This is a genomic window from Xenorhabdus sp. SGI246 (assembly GCF_040838225.1).
Taxonomy (GTDB): Bacteria; Pseudomonadota; Gammaproteobacteria; order Enterobacterales; family Enterobacteriaceae; genus Xenorhabdus; species Xenorhabdus indica.
Genome location: NZ_JBFPEZ010000007.1, coordinates 91703 through 116116, shown reverse-complemented (window position 1 = coordinate 116116; position 24414 = coordinate 91703). Strand labels below are relative to the sequence as shown.

The window sequence follows — 24414 nt, the reverse complement described above, 5'->3', positions numbered from 1 at the left end:
GACAAACAAGCTATATAAGGCGCTGAGGTTCTGATTCATTCAGTTCAGTCAACGATAATTTCACCGGAACAGATTTAGATGTTGGTGTACCCGTACCATTACCAATACTATCCATTGGCACTAACGGATTAGCTTCCGGGTAATAGGCCGCAAGGTTTCCGCGAGGAATGGTATAAGGAACAAGTTTAAAACCATACACTTTACGCTCAATACCGTCATGCCATATTGTCTCGATATCAACCCGATCCCCTGCCTGATACCCCAATTGAGCAATATCTTCTGGGTTTATAAACAAAACTTCCCGCTGACCATAAACACCACGATAACGATCATCCAAACCATAAATAGTCGTGTTGTATTGATCATGCGAACGTAATGTCTGCAAAGCAAAGGGAATTTCAGCTCCGTCGATTTGTGGAAACAGTGTTTTTGGTAATGGTGCGTGGCTAAACTGGGCTTTTTTACTCGGTGTCAGAAAACGCAGTTCTGCCGCAGCATTGCCAAGATAGAAACCGCCCGGCTGTCCACATTTTTTATTAAAGTCAGCAAATCCGGGAATAGTTGCCGCAATATGATCACGGATTTTGTTGTAATCTCCGGCTAATTCCAGCCAGTTAATTGTTGGGGTGTTGCCCAAAACCGCATCGGCAATACCTGCAATAATGGCAGTTTCAGAACGTTGGGTATCAAATAGGGGTTTATTCACTCCCTCGGAAGCATGCACCATGCTGAAAGAGTCTTCTACCGTCACAAACTGGGCACCACTGAGCTGGATATCCTGTTCAGTACGCCCCAATGCAGGCAGGATCAGAGCATCTTTTTTACCGGTAACAAGATGACTCCGATTTAATTTTGTACTGATATGAACAGTTAAGTCGCAATGCCGAAGCGCTTCTTCTGTACGTGGACTATCAGGCGCAGCAGCGGCGAGGTTCCCTCCTAAAGCGATCAGCACTTTCACTTGATCCCGCAACATAGCTTCCAGCGCTTCGACGACATTATGGCCGTGGGCACGAGGCGGTTCAAAACCAAAATGGTTTGCCAGGTTATCAAGGAAATATTGGGAAGGTTGTTCATTTATCCCCATTGTCCGGTTTCCTTGTACGTTGCTGTGACCACGAACCGGACATACGCCCGCACCGGGTTTACCCAATTGGCCAAACAGCAATTGCAGGTTTGTAATTTCACGAACGGTGTCCAAAGCGTGTTTATGTTGTGTAATCCCCATCGCCCAGGTACAAATAACCCGTTCGGCGTTCTGATAAATATCAGCAGCCTCGCGTAACTGTGCCTGCGTTAAGCCTGATTGTTCCTCAATAAACGACCACTCAGTAGCAGCAACTTCCTGCAAATAAGCCCCCATACCTTCGGTGTAGGCCGAAATAAAATCTTGATCAAAAATACCTGCTTTTCCGGCATTCGTCAGTGCGTTATGGGTTTCTAAAAGTGCTTTGACCATACCCCGCACAGCCGCCATATCTCCACCCAGTTTAGGCTGATAGTAACGATGGCTAATATTACCCGCTATTGGCGTGATCACTTCGAGTGGTTTTTGTGGATCAGCAAAACGTTCTAAGCCACGTTCACGCAATGTATTGAAGGTGACAATTCTGGCGCCATGCTCAGCGGCATGCCGTAAGCTATGCAACATTCGTGGATGGTTTGTACCGGGGTTTTGACCAAATACAAAGATGGCATCAGCGTGATCAAAATCATTCAGGCGAATGGTTCCTTTGCCAACACCCAAACTTTTCAGCAACCCATAACCGCTTGCTTCATGGCACATATTCGAACAATCTGGGAAATTATTGGTTCCCAATACCCGGCCAAATAACTGATACAACCACGAAGCTTCATTACTAGCCCGACCAGAAGTATACAGCTCTAACTGATTGGGGTTATCCATTGCCTTAATGTGTTTGGCAATAAGAGAAAAAGCCTGCTCCCAACTAATGGGTTCATAGTGATCCGTTTTACGGTTATAACGCATCGGTTCAACGACCCGTCCTTGATATTCCAGAAAATAATCACTTTGTTGGTAGAGTTTACTGACGCTGTATTTGGCGAAAAATTCGTTGTCTACATGGCGACGGGTCGCTTCCCAGGTAACCGCTTTAGCCCCGTTTTCGCAGAAACTGAAAAGGCTTTTGTTATCATCTCCCCATGCACATCCCGGACAATCAAAGCCTTTGGGTTTGTTCATGCGCATCAGGTTAACCATGTTTTTTAATGCTTGTTTACTATCAAAGACAAAGCGTGTTGTTGCCTCCAATGAACCCCAACCGCCCGCAGCAGCACGATAAGGTTCTATTTTTGTTTTGAATTTCATAACAATCTCGATTTTTTAACATGGTGGTCAAAAAATTGGCCACGGATTGGCAGATGAATCAGGAACGACGAACTGATTTATTGTGATATTTATTCCGTTCTTATCCTGTTTTGCAAGTGGAATTGAAGTGGGCGGTGAAGCCTCTTAGAAAATTTTTCGGCGGATAGGCCATCCCTGATTTATATCATATAAAATAATATCGTGGTGTAATATGTACTATCGTGATGAAACTGGTTGTTTGCTCTTAGATAAAAAAGATAAATTAGATTATTTCAGTCAGCAAAAGGCCTTTATTAAAAATAAAGCCACTGCCCTTACTGTTTATAATGAAATGACCCAAAAAACACCATTATGGTTACGTCTGTCTTTTACTATAAGAGATAAAATCTCAAGCTTTACGGGTGTTAAAAAAATTCACGGGTTCTCTGGTGGGCATTTAAAAGAAACACTGCATGACGGAAGCTATATTGATTTTTTCAAGATTGTACGTATTAATGATAATGAAATGTGTCTCTTGTCGAAAGATATACACTTAACGGTTTTGATATCCCTGAATATTTTCTCTGATAAGAATCATGTCAGTGGTTGTACAGCAACAGCAACAGCATCTGTCATTACCCATAATTTTTTTGGGAAAATGTATATGATACCGGTATCTCTCACACACGGTATTATTGTAAAGAGTATGCTCTCTAAAGTTAAGTTCCCACAAAAAACTCAATGATATATGTAGCGAAATCTAAATGGGAAAATGTTATCAACACAGCACGCCTCCAGCTATGACATTTTCCCCACGACAAAATAAACAAACGTGCCAACATAATTACCAATCACATAACCCACTGTGCCAATGACCATAATCGGCCCGACCAGAGTATTCCAACCCCGGCTGATTGCCATTGCTGCTGCTGTAGTTGGCCCACCAATATTGGCGTTACAAGCAAGAATGTTCTCTTCCAAACTGAATTTAAATACTTTCCCCGCCGTGAAGGTGAGCACCAAGTTAATCATGACAATGATGAAAACAAAGACAAACAATAACGGTGCATTGCTGATAATGGCGTGGATTGATGCTGGTATACCGATAACGACAAAAAACATATAAATAGCGTAAGTCCCAAGCTCCTGAGTACCGTTTAGATTGCTGAATGTTTTTTTGAAAATCGACACAAGGATAAATGTCACCGTGGTAAGGAGCAGATATTTATCAGATATCAGACTAAAAACCAGCTCTTGATAAATATTGTCGGGTTGCCCAAATAATGCCTTTAACCATGATGACAGGTGGAATGATAAAGCGACGATAAAGATTGACCATGCCAACGATAATGCAATGTCTTTCAGGGCGATATTTTTCGGTTTCCAATAAGCTGCGGCGAAGGTCTGGGAGTTATCCAGATTGGCATCATTATCTATCGCATCTGAATAAGGACTTCCCCAGAACTTCCTTGCCACTGTCCAGCCCGATATAACGATCAGGATAATAAAATAACCTGCCATCATCACATGATCAGCCACAATGGTGGATGCAACCATACTCTGAGAAGGTTCTAATTTAGCTGCCATCGCTGCAAAGTTGACACCTCCTCCTGTATAAGATGCGGAAATCATGCCACTGATTTTATCCAGTTCGGGAATATATTTCCTGAGCAGATGGAAAGCGACAATCGTTCCAATCATGGTGGCAATAGAGGAAATTAAAAATAATATCAGTAACCGCCAACTGCCTTTAATCAGGTTTTGTAAATTAGTTTTGAATAACAGCAGTGGAATAGCTAAAGGGACAATATATTCCCAGACGGCATCATAAACAGAGGCTTCAGTCGGAATAATATGTAAATTGGAGGCTAATATCGCTATTACCAGAGCAATAATCGCACCCGGTATTTTAGTCGCCCATTGATACTTCTGCTCAAACATAATTGCACAAGTTACTGCAATCATAATAAAAGCCCAAAGCATTAATGAATTATCAGCGCTAATTAAGGTACTTTTCATTATTCGCCCCTGTAATAATCTTTATTTAGTTAAAGCCAATATATCTGCCGTATTTCAAATTGTAGCTTTATTTATCTACGCATTAAACTTCAAGTTGCAATTCACAACACTATATGAAACCTGATTTCTCCCCGCTTCGCGGGGAGAAATCACACGCATCTTGAAGTTAGATTGGTATATCTGCATCTACAGCGCCATAAATGGCGTTACTGTTTTTATAAAAAGCCCACGAGGAATTACCATAATCATAGTGCCACCATTCCGTCGGTAAATTAGTAAAACCAACCTGAGTCATGGCGTGATACAGTATCCTCCGGTATAAAGTAGCAGGCGTGTTGTTTTCCGGTGTATTTTCTAACGCAGCGGTATAAGATAGCGCCGCCACTTCATCAAACTCAGTCCCCATAAACAATGCCTTTCCAGATGTCATGTCAAACAGCGTCACGTCCACGGCTCCTCCCGTCAGATGGGGGCTAATCGGATTGTGTGCCGTCGGAGCCGGTGCCACAAATTGTTCCAGTAATTTTTTTTGTTCTTCAATGGATAATTGGCTGTATTGCTCAGCTATTTTAGCCTGCGTTTTTTCCTGTAATGCCTGCTGAGTTTCCCGTGAACGCCATCCATCCAAAACCAAAATCCCTAAATGAGATGGTAACAATTGCGAGGCTTCCACTAATTTTTCAGCCACACTTTTTCTTACTGCACAATATTCAACAGAACCTTTTATACCTGCAAGAAAATAGATGGGTTGCGATTTTATTTTATCTGTCTCAGGAATTATCTCTAAAGATTCATGACATTCATTGATAGGTATTTTATTAATGCTGCTCCATTCAAAAATTCTTTCCGTAACGATTTTTTCCACATTCAGAGAGTGCAACATACTCACCTTTATATTTATATTGCTTTTCAAAATATTACGTTAAATGGACTTTACTGATGATTTGTTCATTACGCAAGATGAAATGCCAAACCTTATATGACAAAATAGGAACTTGTCCCTGATTCCCTAATATCTGGAGGAGAAATACCCTAAACGGTATTCACAGCACAGCATGACCCAAGACCATTCACTACAAGATCATCAATTACAAGTAGAAGCCATTAAATGTGGCACCGTCATCGACCACATTCCGGCCCATGTCGGTTTTAAGTTACTGTCACTATTCAAACTCACAGAAACCGACCAACGCATTACTATTGGTCTGAATTTACCTTCCAATCAATTGGGTAAAAAAGATCTGATCAAAATTGAAAATACGTTCTTGACAGAACAGCAGGCAAATCAACTCGCTATGTATGCGCCACATGCAACTGTGAATAATATTGAAAATTACGTTGTCGTGAAGAAGATGCCAATCAACCTGCCAGAGCAGGTTGACGGTATCCTTGTATGCCCGAACAGTAACTGTATCAGTCATAATGAACCAGTAGAAAGCAGTTTCCGTGTTATGGAAGCCGCTAACGATGTTGTCGTTTGTTGCAAATACTGCGAAAAAGAGTTTGATCGTCAAGCTGTCATCAGCAACGATTAAAATCCCGCAGTTGATGCTGGCCAGAGGGGGACTATAATGTTGACCTCGCAAAATTTTCCATTCTGACGTTAAACAGGAGTTTCTAATGTCACATTCCATTCATACCGATAATGCACCAGCCGCAATCGGCCCTTATGTCCAGGGCGTTGATCTGGGCAGCATGGTTATCACTTCCGGTCAGATCCCTGTTGATCCGAAAACGGGTGACGTTTCTGAAGATATTACGGCACAAACCCGCCAATCACTGGAAAACGTCAAGGCTATTATTGAACAATCTGGTCTGAAAGTAGCGAATATCGTAAAAACTACAGTGTTTGTTAAAGATCTGAATGACTTTGCTACAGTGAATGCAGCCTATGAAGCATTCTTTACTGAACATAATGCGCCTTTCCCTGCTCGCTCATGTGTTGAAGTTGCTCGTTTGCCAAAAGATGTAAAAATCGAAATCGAAGCTATCGCTGTTCGTAGCTAATTCATCGCATTATCAACCCTGATAGCTCAATATCAGGGTTGATCTGCTCTCTTTTTGTCCCCCACTTCTTCCCAGAATAACTTCTCTTTTCTTTGTCTTAGATCAACTTATTGCATGGTATATTGACTACAAAAACCCACATATTGTGCTTAAATGTAAATATATAACTACATATGGTGTTTATGCACAAGATTATCCACACCAAATTAAAAACTGGTCATCATGCAGTTTTGTTTTAGTTTATGGATAACATATTGAGGAACCCTATTGTGAAAACGGTTGTGATGCAGCGCAGTGATCATTCAGTTAATGTTGAGAAAAAAGCTCTCCATGAATGGCATGATCGACTAGATCAGGAAATTCGCGGTCTGATCGAACAAAACGATCTACCTTTACTCAATGAAAATGCCAATAAAGACGCTAAGGTGATCCCTACTCAGCGGGATTTACTGGCAGGGATCGTCGCCAGACAGTATGCCAAACAATATATGCTGCCGGGTGATGTTGTTCTGGCACATGAAAAGGGAGAAATTCACTACCATGATCTGGATTATGCCCCATTTTTCCCGATGTTTAACTGTATGTTAGTTGACTTACCGGGCATGCTGACCAAAGGTTTTAAGATGGGTAATGCCGAGATTGAACCGCCAAAATCAATCTCCACAGCAACTGCCATTACAGCCCAAATTATTGCACAGGTTGCCAGCCATATTTATGGCGGTACAACCATCGACCGTATTGATGAAGTGCTCGCGCCGTTTGTTGAAGCCAGCTATAAAAAACATTTGGCCATCGCAAAAGAGTGGAATATTACGGATCACACAGCCTATGCTAAAGCCCGCACCGAAAAAGAGTGTTACGATGCTTTCCAGTCTTTGGAATACGAAGTGAACACGCTGCACACCGCCAACGGGCAAACACCGTTTGTGACATTCGGTTTTGGACTGGGAACATCAAAAGAATCCCGTTTGATTCAAACAGCTATTTTACGTAACCGTATTGCTGGCTTAGGCAAGAATCACAAAACCGCCGTATTCCCAAAACTGGTTTTTGCCATTCGTGACGGGCTGAATCATCAGTTTGGTGATCCTAACTATGACATCAAATTATTGGCTCTGGAATGTGCCAGCAAGCGCATGTATCCCGATATTCTTAATTATGATCAAGTGGTTAAAGTAACCGGATCATTTAAAACTCCAATGGGTTGCCGTAGCTTTCTCAGTGTTTATGAAGAGAATGGTGAACAAATTCATGCAGGGCGCAATAATCTGGGGGTAATAAGCCTGAATCTTCCCCGTATTGCGATTGAAGCCAAAGGCAATGAAATACGTTTTTGGCAGCTACTGGAGCAACGCTTGTTGGTTGTCAGAAAAGCATTAATGACCCGAATTGAACGCCTTGAAAACACCAAAGCACGGGTTGCCCCTATCCTCTATATGGAAGGCGCTTGTGGAGTAAGGTTGCAAGAAGATGACAATATTGCCGAAATTTTCAAACATGGGCGGGCTTCTATTTCGTTAGGCTATATTGGTATCAATGAAACGATTAATGCGTTATACGGTGATCACATTCATCTATTTGACGATAAACAACGTCGCCAAAAAGCAATCTCTATCGTCAAACGCTTACGCAAAGCGGTTGATACCTGGAAACAGGAAACCGGATATGGATTCAGTTTATACAGTACGCCAAGTGAAAGTTTATGTGACCGTTTCTGTCGCCTTGATGCCGCTGAATTTGGCGTGATCCAGGGAGTCACGGATAAGGGTTATTACACCAACAGTTTTCATCTGGATGTAGAGAAAAAAGCCAATCCCTACGATAAGCTGGATTTTGAAGCACCTTATCCCCCATTAGCGAATGGTGGTTTTATCTGCTACGGTGAATATCCCAATCTGCAACATAATTTGAAGGCATTGGAAGATGTATGGGACTACAGTTATTCCCGTATCCCTTACTATGGAACCAATACTCCAATTGATGAATGCTATCAATGCGGTTTTACCGGAGAATTTTCCTGTACCAGCAAAGGGTTCACTTGTCCCCGTTGTGGTAATCATGATGCAGCGCATGTTTCTGTGATCCGACGGGTTTGTGGATATCTTGGCAGCCCTGATACCCGTCCGTTTAATGCAGGTAAACAAGAAGAGGTAAAACGTCGCATCAAACATCTCAACAGTGGGCAAATTGGCTAATATCATGAATTACCATCAATATTATCCGGTTGATGTGGTTAATGGCCCCGGAACCCGCTGTACCCTGTTTGTGGCTGGCTGTTCCCATCAATGTCGTGGCTGTTATAACCAAAGTACATGGCGGACTGACTCAGGTCGTCCCTTCACACAGGCTGTTGAAGATCAGATCATTACTGATTTGAAAGATCTCCGCATCAAACGGCAAGGGATATCATTATCTGGCGGCGACCCTCTTCATCCCTCCAATACGCCCGATATTCTCAAATTGACCAAACGGATAAAGAGAGAGTGCCCGGATAAAGATATTTGGCTATGGACAGGTTATGTACTCCACGAGTTAAGCGGTCTCCAACAAGAAATAGTCGGTTATATTAATGTGTTAGTTGACGGAAAATTCGAACAGGCTCTGTACAATCCAGCGCTAATCTGGCGAGGCAGTAGTAATCAGGTTATTCACTATTTACGGTAACTCATTAGGATAATTTTATGATATGAAATTTGCAGCACTGATTATTAACGCCGCCAATGTAATTTTTTACCAAAGCCAAGCGTGTTATCCACCATTTTTATCTCATTCAGGTTCAATTGCCAAATAGGCGATTTTGCTGTTATCGCAACAGGAAAGCGGTGGCAGTAGCTTGCTCTGGCAACTGTTTCATCCTTACCTGTCAATGGGATGACTTCACCACGAAACTGAATGCCTCTGATCTGGGCAACATTGTGAGTTTGCCCGGCAATAGTACCTGCAACTACAGCGTTTTCCTGCATCATTTTACCGTGGCGTGTATCAGGCTCAGTCATAAACCAGAGTGTCATTTTATCGACATCAAAAACATAGAAACAATTTGCGCACCATAAATCCTGATTTGAAGAAGTACAAATTGTGAAGACATGTTGCTCGGCAATATACTGGCAGATTGTTAAGATATCTTTATTCAATTCCATCTAATTCCATACTGTTATATTTGCTTATCTCAATCAGAACACATCTGGATATTGATCCAGCAATGTGTTCTGATATTTGTACAGTAGTATAATATTTAATCTGATTTAACTATAAGTTATTTATAGATTTCTGCAACACCATGCAGTTTATCGTGGCCAGTAGCAGAAATAATGCGGAAATAAACTGCTCCAGCTTTGTCAGCTTTTTTGGACAACTCTTCTGTCAGGTTATCCAGTGTTTCTGCTCCCGCCACAGAAACAACACCAATCTTCTTCCCTGTAGCATTTCTTACTTCAGTTGCCGCAAAAGAACCAAATGAAACAGCACATAGTGTTAAAGCAACAGCAATAAATTTTGCATTTCTCATTTTTAGATCCTTTGTCTACTTTTCAATATAAAGGGTATTTCTCTGTGATTTGGATCAAGTTATACGCTTCTTCAAAAAATGATAATTAGCAATTCTTGCTATAGTTTTTCAGTTATTTTGAATGAAAAATGTTGTCACTTACTGTTAATAAATATGTAATTTAATATAATTCATCATGTTGTATTGTTACAAAAACTACAATACAGTCTATAGTCTCATCATGACTTAATCACATACGGTATTTATACCTTTGTAATTATTTAATATAAATAATGAATATTAACAAATCTGATTGGTATCTTTACTTGATAAAAACCGAGAATGGGTCTTTATATACCGGAATTACTACAGATATTTCCCGTCGTCTGGTACAACACAGTACAGGAAAAGGGGCGAAAGCTTTGAGGGGAAAAGGCTCATTGACTCTGGTCTATCACAGTTTAGTACGGGACAAGAGCACAGCATTAAAGCTGGAATACCGGATAAAGCAACTAAACAAACAGCAAAAAGAGAGGCTGGTTACAACCCAACCTCTCTGTATAGTAACCTATTTGTCAGAGACTTCATGAGAATAGACATTGTTGCCAGAGTATCTCCAGCATGACTTCAATGTGCATTTACTCCTTCTGTATTTACATCTTGTAATGACATCTTATAGTTACACATAGTCAAAATGACTGGGATATGTGACTAAGCCATGACAATCATCCAGCGAGACATCAGCCAGTGTGTAAACCTGAAAGAACTCCTCACTATCAGGCCATTGGCAATGTAATTGGTACTCTTTAGCAAGCCTGAAACCAAAACGGTGATAATATTCAGGTTTACCAAGCACGACTACTGCACCATAACCAAACTCATTCAGGCTATCCAAACCTTCATACACTAACTTCTCACCAATGCCCTGACAACGATATGGTTCAGACACGACTAATGGTGCCAATCCAACCCAATTATGATCCTGACCATTGATGTCAACAGGTGTGAAACCAACATAGCCAATGACGTGACCTTCATCGTCAGTCGCAACAACCCCTAGCGTCAACAAGCCATCTTCTCTTAATCTATGAACTAACTCAGCTTCTGTCGATGTCTCAAAGGATTCTCGCAGCAAGCGATCAATACCCATGGCATCAACCGGAATTTCGACCCTGATTAACATGACGATAACGCGCGATCGTTCTGATCTACGCCCTCTTTTTGTTCCGCTTTGATAAATTGAGTTAACGATAATAAACCAAAACAGAAAGTGGATTTAACCTAACACCAGTCAGATCCCTTTTCGCGAAAAGGAACATGTTATTTTGCCAAAATACTGTGATATTTCCTGATACTACCTCAAGAATTGATAATAAAATTCTATCACTGAGATCCAGTAAATCAGTACCCGTGACATTTGCACGGAACCCATCCCAAATCAATATATTTTCACTATCAGTCTGGCGATAATTCTTGATTACGGTTAATGCTTTCGCTGCCGTTTCATAAAAATCTTCAATTCCCGCAGTTCACCATTACGCAGTATCCCAACAAAAATCCCCAGGAGCATATACACGACACCAAGGAACAGGATCATTGCAATATCCCCTAGCATACTTTGCAAAGGCATGTTCATTTGGTTTATTCCTGCAATAATTTTGGTTGCCCATGTGGATGGCAAAGCTGATGAAATCGCTCTTACCCAATCAGGCATCGCCTGAACCGGCCAGATAGTCCCCGAAATGTAGAAAACAGGCGTAGTGATAAACGCTAATGTCAGATAAATCATTTCCACACTGCGCAAACACTCTGTTACCAGTTTACTTAATCCCAATACTGCCAGCAGAAATGGGAAAGTTATCAGCAATAATTGATAAATTGGGGCATCCTGCCGATATCCTAATACCCATGGCCACAGAACAAAAAAGATCACAGACAGAAACAGCCAAATAGGCAACAGCGCAGACAAAGCCCCCAGATAGACAGGAAGTGGTGGTTTACCTTTAGGAGTGCTACGTATAGTGATACTCACACGCACACAAGCAATCAAAAAGGAGTGCTGCAAAAGCATCACCAGTAGTCCGGGAAAAACAATTGCGGCATAACTGATCCCCGGATTGAATAATCCAATGGTTTCTCCTTTAATCGGTTGCAGCAACACGTTCACCTGTTCCGTACTGAAACCGGATTTCAGTAATAACTGTGCATTATATTCAGATAATAACTGTTGATACGCCAACGCCAAATCCTGCTGAATCTGCCCATTGGCAAGGCGGTTCGTCGCGTCACCATAAACCGGTACTGTCACATTTTTCCCGCCTAAAAGACGTTTTTCAAAATCCGGCGGCACAATGATAATGGCGAAGATTTTCCGTCGTAACATGTCATTACGGGCATTAGCAAGGCTAGCGTAACTTTTGATTTCAATTTTCGCCGTCGCATCAATATGGCGGATCAACGCACGGCTCATATGACTGTTGTCCTGATCAATAATCGCAACGGGCAGATCCCATAATGTAGGGCGGACATAAACTAGACTCATCACACACAGAGAAACGATCAGCATTAACCACAAAGGTTTTTCCAGCATGCCCAACAATACATTGCGGAAAGTTTGCCAATACATCTTCCAGTTATTCATTTATCTGCTTCCCCTGCATTATATGACTTCTCCTGACTGGTTAAGCCGTTTCCACAAACGATTGCGGATCAACAAGGCACAAACCAAAGGATAAATCACCAATAACATGCAAACATGCAGGATGATTTTTAATGATACTTCCCGCAGAAAGATATCGAACATGGCATTTAAAGCATGGGTTAATGGCTCCAGATTCGAAATAACTCTTGCCGGCCATACCATTGATAATTCAGGTACAACCATGCCAGAAAATGCCATCGCAATACTGACCAGCATTCCGATTAGCGAATAAGCCGTCAATGCACTACTGGTGAAAGTAAACAGCAATAAACCGATACTTTGAGCCGCAATCACATAGAAGAACCCAACAACCGGCATATATATCGGGTTACCTGTCACTTTGGCATCAGAAAATGCAACCAATGCTGCAATTTCTATCATCAACAACAATGTAAAAATCAGGGAATAAGGCGCAAGTTTTCCTAATAAAGCCGATATAAAAGATTTTGCTCTTAAGAGCTGCTTTCCCCTTGCCATCGTATAAATAGTACAGGTCACGACGAAAAGCTGTAATAAGTGGATGGTTGCAGCAAATTGCTGGAAATAGATATAACTGCCACTGGCATTGAACAAGCTGTCATAAGACATCGTCGCTTTAGCAAGTGGTGGAAGCTGACGACCCATTTCAGACGCAATGATCTCACGATATTTGGCATTTGTTTCTGCCATCAATCCGCCAAAGTCCTGAACGGAATAACGCCCTGAACCATAAAACAAGGCATTATAATAGATGCTCACTGTCGGTTGTTTACCACTCAACGCATCTTTTTCTAGATTAGGGGGGATATAGAGTAAAGAGTAATCCTTTGCACTGCCCAATCTCTCTAATGATTCTGTCAGACCATTATCATAGGTTTTGATATCAGCGTGAGGTGCCGCATTTAAGTTGCGGATTAATGTGCGTGATAAAGTACTGTGATCATTATCCACGACTGAAACAGGCAGATTTAGCAGCGTTCCTTCCGAAAAATTGGCACTGATTAAGATAAACAACAACAGAGGAAACAGCCAACTCAGCCAGTGAAAAATCGGGCTACGGACTGCAACCACCAGCTCGCGGATAAACGCATGCTTAAAGCTATGCCATTCAAGACCATACCATTTAAGACCCTGCCATTTAAGACCACGCCACGCAGCTTTTTTGTTCATCAAGCTGCCACCTTACTTATCCCAACGCCATAATGTACTCATTCCTGGACGCAGCCCATCAACAGGTTGTAGTGGATATAAACGTACTTCAAAAGTTTTCAGATCAAAGTCCCCTGTTGCACGAGTTGCTCGTTTTGTTGCGTAATCCCCCATTGGAGCGATATAACGGACTTCTGCCTCAATATCTTTATTATTCAAAGCCGGTACACGCAATGTCACTTTGTCACCTTTACGGACTTTAGCCAGAATATCTTCGCGCAAATTATAAACAAAATAAGCTTCAGGGATACGTACTAATGTTGCCAATGGGCTATTGGCATTGAAAAGTTGCCCGACCTCCGCCGGAAGTGGCCCAATTTCACCATCAACGGGAGCTTTTACCTGTAAATCATTACCCTGAATTTTTAATTCCTGTAATTTCTCTTCAGCTTCATTCAATGCTGCCTGATATTGTTGCCGTAATTCTATACGATCTCCATTTCTCCCTGCATCCAGCTCCGCTTTTGCTGACAACATTTTCTGGTAAGCAATATCACGCGCGTTTCGTGCGTTATCCAATTCACTGGCAGATGAATAACCTTTGGCTGAAATATTATTGAGTCGCTCAAATTCACGTTGAGCATTTTTATATCCAAATTCAGCCTGTAAATATGCCGCTTCCAAGCTGCGAATGTTTTCTTCCCGTGTTCCATGCAAAGATAAATTGAGTTTTGCTTTGGCCTGATCACGGGCGGCTTGAGCTGCGGCAACTCTTGCAGTCAGTTCAGGGCCATCAAGGCTTACCAATAGTTGCCCGGCTTTTACGTCGTCTCCTCTCCTAACGTGAAGCGTAATCACTCTTCCAGAGGCTTTAGATGCAATGATGACCTCAGGCGCTTCAACCTCTCCCTGCAACAATAAGTCCTGATGATGTGAGCGAAAAAGCACGGCCATTGCGGTCAGAAAGATAATCAGCAATATCGTGAAAAGTGTTCTTTTCTTCATTATGTTTTGTAAGCTCCAAGCATACGACCAAATCAAAACTTGTCAGCGATGACCAAATTAGTGTAGCGGTACCGATCTAGTGTGACATTATCTTCGTAAATTCTTTTTAGAAATTCGTGCGCCTGATCATTGACAAAAATGAAATGCTTTATGCAACTATCTATCACATTATATACCCAATTAATTCAAGTGGCAGTAAGACGGGAAATTAACACATTCCTCAATTCAACTTGTTATCTGATTATTTTTATTTCTTAAAATCAATTCATCAATTCATCAATTCATATTTAATTATGAATTAGAGAGAAGATTCTTGCCTAAATCACATTACAGAATATTCTCCAATTAAAGATTAATAAAATGAAAATACAAATAAAAACCAATAATAATTAGCAACGCATATTTAACCATCAAAAATTCCCTTATATTTAAAGTTATTTAATCCCTTCCTCAGACAATTCCTGTTCATATAAAATTATAAATTGCAACATCATGTTTTAATTTACATAAATCCACAAAACCATGTTTTAATCTCATGAGAAAATAGGTATAAATCACCTATTATTTTTTATTCTCAATCTTATTTTTTTATTTTCAATACCTGATATAGAAAGTCATGTTGACCACTAAATAATTTTATGCTGGAATAAAAAATACATATACAAGATATATTAGATCAATAATCCTTGCGTTAATACGTTAACAATTTTTTTGTTAACCAATTTATGATGTCTCAAATAAGGCAATACCGTTTTGCCCCTCTTTTATTTCATCATCACCTGACGCTGTTACTATTACAGGTTTATTTTTATGCACAAAAAATTTGATAAGCCCCAGGCTCAAAATCAGCAACACTTGCTGAAACGAGTAGCCTGGGTGAATATTATCGCCCAATTTGCGTTCCCACTCGCTGGCACATTGACTCCTATTATCGCCGCCGCCGAAGCGCATAGAATTTCGCAACTTTCCCCTCTGGCAATACCAACTGAACCTTATATTCTGAAACCGGGAGAAACGATCCACACAATAGCTAAACGTTACAGTTTCACCATTAATCAACTCAAAGAAATAAATAAATTCCGTACTTTCAGCAAACCGTTTTCAATACTTGGGGTTGGTGATGAAATTGATATTCCTAAATCTCGCCCTAATAAATATTTACCATTCAATTACTTTTCATCAGAACCATTTTCCAAAACCGATGATACAGAACGCAAGCTGGCTAATGCGGCTATCCGCGTCGGTGAGATACTGAACAGCAATAAAGTAAGCGACAGCGCAATAAACCAGATAAGTCATTTAGCGGCAGGAGAAACTCCAGGGCTGGCTAGGATTTTACGGTACAGCACGTGTACAAGCTCATATTGACAGACGAGGTCGTCTGGATGGTAGTCAACTTGATATGTTGCTACCTCTGTATGACAGCAAAAGTAAAATGGACTTCACTCAATTTGGCCTACGCCGCATTGATAAACGTAACACCGTCAATATCGGTATCGGACATCGTCAGTTTTTTGATAGTTGGATGCTAGGATACAACGCTTTTCTGGATCACGATTTTACCGGAGATAATACCCGACTTGGCCTGGGCGCAGAGTACACCCGCGATTATCTGAGGCTAGGCATGAACGGCTATTTTCGCTTAAGTAACTGGAAAGAATCGCATTTGCTGAAAGATTATGATGAACGCCCTGCCAATGGGTTCGATCTGAGAGTACAAGGGTATCTCCCCGCTTTGTCACAACTTGGCGGTAAATTGGTATATGAACAATATTTTGGTGATGAAGTTGGGTTAATCAATAAAGAGCACCGCCAAAAGAACCCCGCGGCTTTTACTGCCGGAATTAACTATACGCCTATCCCATTGTTGACTTTCAGTATTGACCGCAAACAAGAGATGTCCGGCAATACAGATACTCAATTCAATATAGAGCTGAACTATGACATCGGTACACCTTGGTCAACACAGATTGATCCCGATGCCGTGATATTCAAACATACGCTACAAGGCGGTCGTTATGATCTTGTTGATCGTAATAATCAAATTGTTTTGCAATTTCGTAAACGTGAGGTCATTAGCCTGACATTAGACAGACTGATTTCCGGTCATGCAGGTGAAATCAAACCTATTCATCTTAGAGTAAACAGCAAATATGGCCTGAAAACGATCCAATGGGAGATTGAAAGCCTGCTTGCCAACGGAGGCAAGCTCAAACAACAAAACAGTAATACCTATCTGCTGACCCTGCCGAAATATCATCGTCAAGGCAATAACACTTATACCGTAGGTGCTATTGCCTACGACGAGCATGGCAATGCTTCCAAACGAGCAGAAACTCAGGTTCAGGTACTACAAGCACAGGCAAGTACTGACAAATCTACGTTCACCGCAAAAGACAGCGAACTGTCAGCAGACGGTCACTCCACCACCATCCTTAAATTGATACTCAAAGATGGGAACGGCAATCCAATTCCTGATGCTGGAGAGGATATCAAACTCATGAGTAGTAAATTAAGCGGAGCCGGTAAAGATCCTCAAATTGGGCAAATAAAAGAAACCCAACCAGGGATCTACGAAGCGTTACTCACCGCTGGTGAAAAAATTGGTGTGCTGGCCATTACACCTGAAGTGAAAGGTCTTGATATCAACCCAATAGAGATCACCTTTTTTCACCCTGATAAACCAATTATTAAAGATCTCAGTATGTCAGGCAGATTAGAAATGGGACATATCCTCAGTGCAACCTACACCTTCCATGCTAATAACGGAGAAAATGTGGACAAATCACGCTATGTGTGGGGGGATAAAGGGAATATTGATATGACTAAAAGCAGCACTATCGTCGAATCGGGTAAGATCCCCGGTTATACATTGACACTGTCAGATGCAGGTAAAGTAAAAGCACTTGTTGTTCAGGCACAGAATGGTCTCCATATTACCGGGAATACCAAAGCGATTGATACCAGTATGGATCAAGAGCAAGGTAACCACACCTATGATGGTACTGAAGGCGGAAAAGTCAAAGGGATTGCTGATAATCTGGCAGTCACCATCAATACAGGGAAAGTTAAAAAAGGCGAAACAATTACTCTGAATATTAAAGCGTTTAATCACGGACAGCCTGTAAAAAATGTCCCTATAGACATGAAAGCAACCAAAGCACTAAACCGTCAGGAAGTCCTTCAGACAGTTACTGCGTTGATAAACAATCAATCAGGTCACTACCAAGGCGTAACGGGAGATCAGGGTAGTTTATCTCTCCCCATCACCGACCCAAATGGACTGGGCGTAAAAACGACCTTGCAAATAAAAGCCTATGGTGTCTCAAACCCGAAAACTGAAGATGTCATTTTTACTGTCGTAACCAGCCCTGATTCTAAGTACGCAAATTTTTGGGGACATATGGCTGAAACGGTGACAAATACAAACGGAATCATTTTTGACCGACCTCTGCTACAAGCCGAGTTAGCAATGGGTATGAAAGGAATGACTACTTATACTGAAAATGGTGAGATTTGGCCACGTCGAGTCTATAAAGGCGCTGTATGGTATTGTAAGAAAATACATAAAAAATTACCGACAGCAGAAGACTTAGCCAGCCTGTACCAAGCACATCAACAAAATGCGATGCATGAGATGTATGGCTGGCCACAATTCCGTTCTTATCGTTCTTCAACACCCGGAATCGATGAACACGGGAAAAATGCTCATTTCGCCGTGAATATAGATGATGGGACAGTTCATGTTATTAATGAGATAGTCACCGATAACGTAATCTGCACTGAATAACCCTATTCCTATTTATTTCGTCAAAAAATATCTGCCCTTGCTGAAGAGGGCTGATATACCCATTGACGGCGTTAAATTCAAGCTTTGATAATGACCGGATAAATCTATTTACCGTTATCAAACATACCGTGAAAAAACATGTATGAATTTAACCTCGTGTTACTACTGCTCCAGCAGATGTGTATCTATCTGGTGATTGCCTGGCTACTGAGTAAAACGCCTCTGTTCATTCCCTTACTGCAAGTGAGTGTTCGCTTACCTCATAAGCTCATGTGTTATGTCATTTTCTCCATCTTCTGCATCATGGGAACATATTTTGGCCTGCATGTTAATGATTCTATTGCTAATACCCGTGCTATTGGTGCTGTATTAGGTGGCTTCCTGGGCGGGCCAACAGTCGGAGCGATGGTAGGATTCACAGGAGGATTGCATCGCTACTCCCTTGGCGGGATGACCGCATTCAGTTGTATGGTATCCACTATTATAGAAGGCGTTATTGGCGGTCTTGTACACAGTTATTTAATGAAGCGGGGCAAGATCAATAAGTTACTTAATCTATGGACTGCGGCGATTGTGACATTCTTTGCCGAATGTGCTCAGATGGGGATTATTCTGCTGTTTACTAACCCTTTCAGTGAAGCATTTAATTTAGTGAAAAATATCGCCGCTCCTATGATCATCGCTAACAGTATCGGGGCAGCTATGTTTATCCGTATCTTACTGGACAGACGCGCCATATTCGAAAAATATACCAGTGCTTTTTCTGCCCAGGCCCTGAAAATCGCGGTATGCACCGAAGGGATATTACTTAAGGGATTTAATGAAGCTAACAGCATGCGTGTAGCAAAAGTTATCTATCAGGAACTGGAAATCGGGGCTGTCGCAATTACTGATCGGGAAAAACTACTGGCATTTATCGGCATTGGTTCCGACCATCACTTACCGGGAACGCCTATTGCTTCCGAGCAATCACATCGTGCGATAGCAAATAATGAGGTAGTCTACGCTGACGGTAATGAAACTCCCTATTGCTGCTCTCTCAATCCCACTTGCAAGTTGGGTTCAGCACTGGTTATTCCTCTGCGGGGAGAAAATCAGCAAGTGATCGGTACGATAAAATTGTATGAAGCCAAAAACCGTTTATTTAGTTCGATCAATCGAACATTAGGTGAAGGAATTGCCAGCTTGCTTTCTGCCCAAATCCTTGCGGGACAATATGAACGGAATAAGCAGTCTCTGTTACAACTAGAAGTAAAACTACTTCACGCGCAAGTGAATCCTCACTTTTTATTTAATGCCCTGAATACACTACAGGCAGTGATCCGACGCGATAGCCAGCAAGCAGGTCAGCTTGTGCAATACCTTTCAACATTCTTTCGCAAGAATCTGAAGCGACCAGAAAAAATCGCCACACTACAAAATGAAATAGAGCATGTGAATGCTTACTTACAAATTGAAAAAGCACGATTCTGTGAACGTCTCCAGATAACCATAGATATACCGGAGTCTCTGCGTTATGCCAAATTGCCTGCATTTTCCCTGCAACCTATGGTCGAAAACGCAATTAAACATGGCACATCACAGTTACTGGATACAGGAAGAATTACGATTAGAGCTTATCAGCAAACTAATCTGCTATTGGTAGAAATTGAAGATAATGCCGGGCTTTATTGCCCGAAAAAAATGGGGGATGGACTTGGAATGAGCTTGGTAGATAAGCGCCTGCGGCTTCGCTATGGTGAACATTATGGTGTGCGTGTTGATTACCAACCAGAAGAATTTACTCGTGTCATCTTATGCTTACCACTGGAAAAAGAGGCTGATAGGGCAGCGTAGGTATGAATGTATTAATTGTTGATGATGAGCCACTGGCTCGTGAGAATTTACGTTGCCTGTTGGAAGAAGAAACAGATATTCAGATCATCGGTGAATGTGCCAATGCAGTAGAAGCCATTGGCACCATTCATCGTCTGAAACCGGATGTGATTTTTCTTGATATTCAAATGCCCCGCATCACTGGGCTTGAAATGGTGGGTATGCTCGACCCTGAGCATCGCCCTTATATCGTTTTTCTTACCGCTTTTGATGAATATGCAATACAGGCATTTGAAGAACATGCGTTTGATTATCTGCTAAAGCCGCTGGAAAAAGAGCGACTGAGCAAGACATTACAACGACTTCGTTCGGGTTATCAAAAACAGAGTCTGGCAGATTTACACTCCGAAAATGAGCAACTGAAATATATTCCCTGCACAGGACACAGTCGGATATGGCTGATGCAACTGGATGATGTGCTGTATATCACCTCACGTTTGAGTGGCGTATATGTCATGAGTGCCAATGGACAGGAAGGTTTTACTGAATTGACCTTGCGCACTCTGGAAACCCGTACGCCCCTGACTCGCTGCCATCGACAGTATCTTGTCAATATGACCCATTTGCGGGAGATTGTTTTTGGGGAAAACGGCCAGGCGGAATTGGTATTGCGCAATGATGAACGTATTCCTGTCAGCCGCCGTTACTTAAAGCCTCTCAAAGAGGAACTGGGGTTAATTTAATTATTTTTTTAAAAATAATGTCTGTACTCTCTACCACTAAGCCAAAATAAAATAAGGTGATTACTTACTTTCCGATTTAGAAATCAAAGATATACTGCGACTTAATACACAAGCTGTGAGTTAAGCAATCATCTGATTTTTGATCAAAAAAAGCAGTAATAAAAAGCAGTCTATAACGAGTGGTTTCAGTTCACGTTCAGAAAGTGCTTCATACAGCCAGAAAATGGCTACGAAAATGAGAATATTGAAAACATAAAAAAGCCCTTTCTGTTATAAAGAGAAAGGGCTTAATTCAATTCGATATTTCAGCGTGTTATTGCTAACACGAAACAATAATCAATGACGTATTAAACGTTGCCATTACTTTGTTGCTGACGACGACGTTGTGCACCACCGTTGAAATCGTCGTTATTGCGACCACGGAAAGAACCACGCTCACCGCCACCACGACGTTCATTGTTAAAACGACGACCACCACCGTTACCAAAGCCGTCACGATCACGACGTGAACCGTTACCACCATTACCATTACCATTGCGACCACCACCACGACGCTCACGGCGTTCAAATGGCTGTGCTTCGCCTAGCAACTGCATGTTCATTGGTTTGTTCAGGATACGAGTACGGGTAAAATGAGTCAGTAAATCCCCTGGCATTCCTTTTGGTAGCTCAATTGTAGAGTGCGTTGCAAACAGTTTGATATTACCGATGTAACGGCTGCTGATATCACCTTCATTAGCAATAGCACCCACAATGTGGCGTACTTCAACACCATCATCACGACCCACTTCAATACGGTACAGTTCCATATCGCCAACATCACGGCGCTCACGACGAGGACGATCACCTCTGTCGCCTCTATCACCTCTGTCACGCTCACCAAAGCCATTGCCATTACGGCGACGGTCATCACGATCATTGAATTCACGGCGAGGACGACGAACTGGATCTGGTGGCAGGATCAATGAACGTTCACCTTGTGCCATTTTCAGCAATGCCGCAGCTAACGTTTCCATATCCAATTCGTCACTGGTGCCCAATTTAGACAACAGAGCACGATATTGATCCAGATCACTGCTTTCCAACTGCTGCTGAACGTTAGCAGCAAATTTTTCCAGACGGCGCTGGCTCAGCAGTTCAGCATTTGGCAACTCTACTTCCGGGATTGTCAGCTTCATAGTGCGTTCAATGTTACGCAGCAGGCGGCGTTCGCGGTTTTCAACAAACAGCAGCGCACGACCGGCACGACCAGCACGACCTGTACGACCGATACGGTGTACATATGACTCAGCATCCATCGGAATGTCATAGTTAACAACCAGACTGATACGGTCAACATCCAAACCACGGGCAGCAACATCTGTTGCAATCAGAATGTCCAAACGGCCATCTTTTAAACGTTCCAGAGTCTGTTCACGCAGAGCCTGGTTCATATCACCATTCAGTGCCGCAGAGTTATAACCGTTACGCTCAAGCGCTTCTGCCACTTCCAGAGTCGCATTCTTGGTGCGGACGAAAATAATTGCCGCATCAAAATCTTCTGCTTCAAGGAAACGTACCAGTGCTTCATTTTTACGCATACCGTAAACAGACCAGTAGCTCTGGCTGATATCGGGACGGTTGGTTACGCTGGTCTGAATGCGAACTTCCTGTGGCTCGTTCATGAAACGACGAGTGATACGACGAATCGCTTCAGGCATAGTCGCTGAGAACAATGCAGTCTGATGTTCTGCCGGGATCTGGCTCATGATGTTTTCAACATCTTCAATAAAGCCCATACGCAGCATCTCGTCAGCTTCGTCCAGCACCAGACCTTTCAGGTTGGACAGATCCAACGTACCACGCTTCAGATGATCCAACAGACGACCCGGTGTTCCCACTACAACTTGTGGCCCCTGACGCAAAGCACGCAATTGAACGTCATAACGTTGTCCACCATAGAGCGCGACAACATTCACACTACGCATATGTTTGGAAAAATCTGAACATGCTTCAGCAACCTGTACCGCCAGTTCACGGGTCGGTGCTAACACAAGGATCTGTGGAGCTCTAAGCTCAGCATCAATATTATGCAGTAAAGGCAAGCTGAAAGCCGCAGTTTTACCACTCCCAGTCTGCGCCATACCAAGCACGTCACGACCATTTAACAGGTGAGGAATACATTGCTGTTGAATTGGTGAGGGCTTCTCGTAGCCCATGTCTTGCAGTGCAGAAAGAATAGGTGCTGATAACCCTAAATCAGCAAAAGAGATTTCAGTCTCAGTGGTCATGTAATGGTGCCTCATTGATCGTGGCGGCCAGTCTACATAACACAGTGAAAAGAATTTCTGTCATTTTCATTTAAAATGTGAACTGGCTCAAATTATGTTATAAAACGAACAAACAAGTCCCCACCTCTCATAGATGTGGACTTAAAAATCTGTCGTGAAAATGTTCGTCAGCTATTGTTGGTTCGATTCTGATAGGTCATCTTGTCTTTGGCCTAGCAGCGCCAATTCCAACAATGCATAGCGGTGCTCAACAAAATTATGGACATTATTAGCTACCGTCAGCTTGAATAACGCAACCGCGCTATCCTCATCCCCCAGACTTAGGTAATGCTTACCTAAATAGAAGTCAGTTTCACTGAGATGCTCAGCGAGCGAAGTGTTATCTGTCGAACCCTGTTTCAGGCGTTCCATCAGTGTCTTCTCACTGATCTTACCCAAATAGAATTCAACAATATTCCAGCCCCATAGCCCCCGGTTCGTTTTGTCAAAACGATGCGACAAATTAGTCATTGCAACCTTCGGATCGATTTTCTCTTCCACAAGGTACAACCACAACGAACGGAAGGGATCATTTGGATCGTCTTGATAAAACGCCTGCAGATCATCCTGCGCTAAATGATAACGGCCACCGTAATACAGTGCAATTCCGCGATTCATTCGCGCGTAGTTGTAAGTTGGATCAAGCTCTAAAACAGAATCAAACGCTTCATAGGCAGCATCAAAATTGCCTGCCTGCGTAAAATAAATCCCCAAATAATTAAAAATCTCAGGGATATCAGGACGGATAGACAAAGCCACTGAAAAATCATTCTGTGCCAATGCCCTCAGTCCGAGGCTATCATACAGCACACCTCTTTCATATAAAAGCTGTGCATACTCATCTTCCTTAAGAGAACGGCTCGCAAGTATTTGTTCCATGCGCGCCAAAATAACCTCTTGTTGCAATGTTGGTTGAAGTGGAATAGCAAAAACTTCATTTTTACGCCACTCAGTGCTGCCACATCCTATAAGGAGAAAAATAGCTGCAACGTAATACCAGCGCAGAAAAGAATTCATTTCCCACTCCTGAAGTCAGACATTAATCAGAATGCCCTGTTACTTCACCCACGGTTGTTCCACCCACATTGTATATTTCAAGCAT

Annotated in this window: 21 protein-coding genes; 10 read left to right on the top strand and 11 right to left on the bottom strand. The window is 42.1% G+C overall.

Translation table 11 applies throughout. The features are described from left to right. Positions 1-10: 10 nt before the first annotated feature. A complete protein-coding gene (locus ABLA85_RS02880) occupies positions 11-2329 on the bottom strand; it encodes an FdhF/YdeP family oxidoreductase (protein ID WP_367961167.1) in 2319 nt (772 codons plus the stop codon). Positions 2330-2540: 211 nt separating this feature from the next. Between ABLA85_RS02880 and ABLA85_RS02875 the strand changes: the two genes are divergently transcribed. Further along, complete coding sequence (locus ABLA85_RS02875; protein ID WP_367961165.1) at positions 2541-3053, top strand: DUF2867 domain-containing protein; 513 nt, start codon at positions 2541-2543, stop codon at positions 3051-3053. Between the two features lie 53 nt (positions 3054-3106). On the opposite strand, the gene ABLA85_RS02870 is transcribed toward ABLA85_RS02875, so the two are convergent. Then, positions 3107-4327 (bottom strand): DUF819 domain-containing protein, encoded by a 1221-nt coding sequence (locus tag ABLA85_RS02870; RefSeq protein WP_367961163.1) that lies wholly within the window; start codon positions 4325-4327, stop codon positions 3107-3109. Between the two features lie 166 nt (positions 4328-4493). Beyond that, on the bottom strand, positions 4494-5210 hold the full coding sequence (locus ABLA85_RS02865) for a M15 family metallopeptidase (RefSeq protein ID WP_367961161.1): 717 nt from the start codon (positions 5208-5210) through the stop codon (positions 4494-4496). Positions 5211-5382: 172 nt separating this feature from the next. On the opposite strand from ABLA85_RS02865, the gene pyrI reads away from it, so the two are divergent. The 4 genes from pyrI to nrdG all read left to right on the top strand — a co-directional run bounded on the left by pyrI (position 5383) and on the right by nrdG (position 8998). Continuing rightward, entirely contained in the window at positions 5383-5862 is a 480-nt protein-coding gene (pyrI, locus tag ABLA85_RS02860; RefSeq protein WP_367961160.1) for an aspartate carbamoyltransferase regulatory subunit, read from the top strand. 85 nt (positions 5863-5947) lie between these two features. Next, positions 5948-6334, top strand: coding sequence for a 2-iminobutanoate/2-iminopropanoate deaminase (gene ridA / locus ABLA85_RS02855; RefSeq protein ID WP_038261552.1), 387 nt, complete (start codon positions 5948-5950; stop codon positions 6332-6334). Between the two features lie 284 nt (positions 6335-6618). Then, a complete protein-coding gene (gene nrdD / locus ABLA85_RS02850) occupies positions 6619-8529 on the top strand; it encodes an anaerobic ribonucleoside-triphosphate reductase (protein ID WP_367961246.1) in 1911 nt (636 codons plus the stop codon). 4 nt (positions 8530-8533) lie between these two features. After that, the gene (gene nrdG, locus ABLA85_RS02845; RefSeq protein WP_367961157.1) at positions 8534-8998 is read left to right on the top strand and encodes an anaerobic ribonucleoside-triphosphate reductase-activating protein; all 465 of its coding nucleotides are present in this window, start codon (positions 8534-8536) and stop codon (positions 8996-8998) included. Positions 8999-9042: 44 nt separating this feature from the next. Here nrdG and ABLA85_RS02840 read toward each other — a convergent pair whose 3' ends face one another. Continuing rightward, positions 9043-9474, bottom strand: coding sequence for a YhbP family protein (locus tag ABLA85_RS02840; RefSeq protein WP_367961155.1), 432 nt, complete (start codon positions 9472-9474; stop codon positions 9043-9045). Positions 9475-9590: 116 nt separating this feature from the next. Then, positions 9591-9842, bottom strand: coding sequence for a YdgH/BhsA/McbA-like domain containing protein (locus ABLA85_RS02835; protein WP_367961153.1), 252 nt, complete (start codon positions 9840-9842; stop codon positions 9591-9593). A gap of 278 nt (positions 9843-10120) precedes the next feature. Here ABLA85_RS02835 and ABLA85_RS02830 point away from each other — a divergent pair, with 278 nt between their 5' ends. Next, positions 10121-10411 (top strand): GIY-YIG nuclease family protein, encoded by a 291-nt coding sequence (locus ABLA85_RS02830; RefSeq protein ID WP_367961244.1) that lies wholly within the window; start codon positions 10121-10123, stop codon positions 10409-10411. An 89-nt stretch (positions 10412-10500) separates the two neighbouring features. On the opposite strand, the gene ABLA85_RS02825 is transcribed toward ABLA85_RS02830, so the two are convergent. The 4 genes from ABLA85_RS02825 to ABLA85_RS02810 form a co-directional block, all read right to left on the bottom strand. Continuing rightward, positions 10501-11004 (bottom strand): GNAT family N-acetyltransferase, encoded by a 504-nt coding sequence (locus ABLA85_RS02825; RefSeq protein WP_367961151.1) that lies wholly within the window; start codon positions 11002-11004, stop codon positions 10501-10503. 300 nt (positions 11005-11304) lie between these two features. Then, positions 11305-12462 carry an ABC transporter permease gene (locus ABLA85_RS02820; protein ID WP_367961149.1) on the bottom strand — a complete coding sequence of 386 codons (1158 nt, stop codon included), beginning with the start codon at positions 12460-12462 and terminating at the stop codon, positions 11305-11307. A gap of 18 nt (positions 12463-12480) precedes the next feature. Next, positions 12481-13671, bottom strand: a complete 1191-nt coding sequence (locus ABLA85_RS02815) for an ABC transporter permease (RefSeq protein ID WP_367961147.1) — start codon at positions 13669-13671, stop codon at positions 12481-12483. 12 nt (positions 13672-13683) lie between these two features. Next, on the bottom strand, positions 13684-14655 hold the full coding sequence (locus ABLA85_RS02810) for an HlyD family secretion protein (protein ID WP_367961145.1): 972 nt from the start codon (positions 14653-14655) through the stop codon (positions 13684-13686). Between the two features lie 810 nt (positions 14656-15465). Here ABLA85_RS02810 and ABLA85_RS02805 point away from each other — a divergent pair. The 4 genes from ABLA85_RS02805 to btsR all read left to right on the top strand — a co-directional run bounded on the left by ABLA85_RS02805 (position 15466) and on the right by btsR (position 21003). Next, on the top strand, positions 15466-16023 hold the full coding sequence (locus ABLA85_RS02805) for a LysM peptidoglycan-binding domain-containing protein (protein ID WP_367961143.1): 558 nt from the start codon (positions 15466-15468) through the stop codon (positions 16021-16023). Next, a complete protein-coding gene (locus ABLA85_RS02800) occupies positions 16019-18445 on the top strand; it encodes an inverse autotransporter beta domain-containing protein (protein WP_367961241.1) in 2427 nt (808 codons plus the stop codon). The genes ABLA85_RS02805 and ABLA85_RS02800 overlap by 5 nt, the downstream gene beginning before the upstream one ends. Positions 18446-18583: 138 nt before the next feature. Further along, positions 18584-20281, top strand: a complete 1698-nt coding sequence (locus ABLA85_RS02795) for a LytS/YhcK type 5TM receptor domain-containing protein (RefSeq protein WP_367961142.1) — start codon at positions 18584-18586, stop codon at positions 20279-20281. A 2-nt stretch (positions 20282-20283) separates the two neighbouring features. Further along, positions 20284-21003, top strand: a complete 720-nt coding sequence (btsR, locus tag ABLA85_RS02790; protein ID WP_367961140.1) for a two-component system response regulator BtsR — start codon at positions 20284-20286, stop codon at positions 21001-21003. 347 nt (positions 21004-21350) lie between these two features. Here the strand turns inward: btsR and ABLA85_RS02785 are convergent, their stop codons facing one another. Next, a complete protein-coding gene (locus ABLA85_RS02785) occupies positions 21351-23273 on the bottom strand; it encodes a DEAD/DEAH family ATP-dependent RNA helicase (RefSeq protein WP_367961138.1) in 1923 nt (640 codons plus the stop codon). Between the two features lie 171 nt (positions 23274-23444). Further along, on the bottom strand, positions 23445-24329 hold the full coding sequence (nlpI, locus tag ABLA85_RS02780; protein WP_367961136.1) for a lipoprotein NlpI: 885 nt from the start codon (positions 24327-24329) through the stop codon (positions 23445-23447). Positions 24330-24414: the final 85 nt, after the last annotated feature.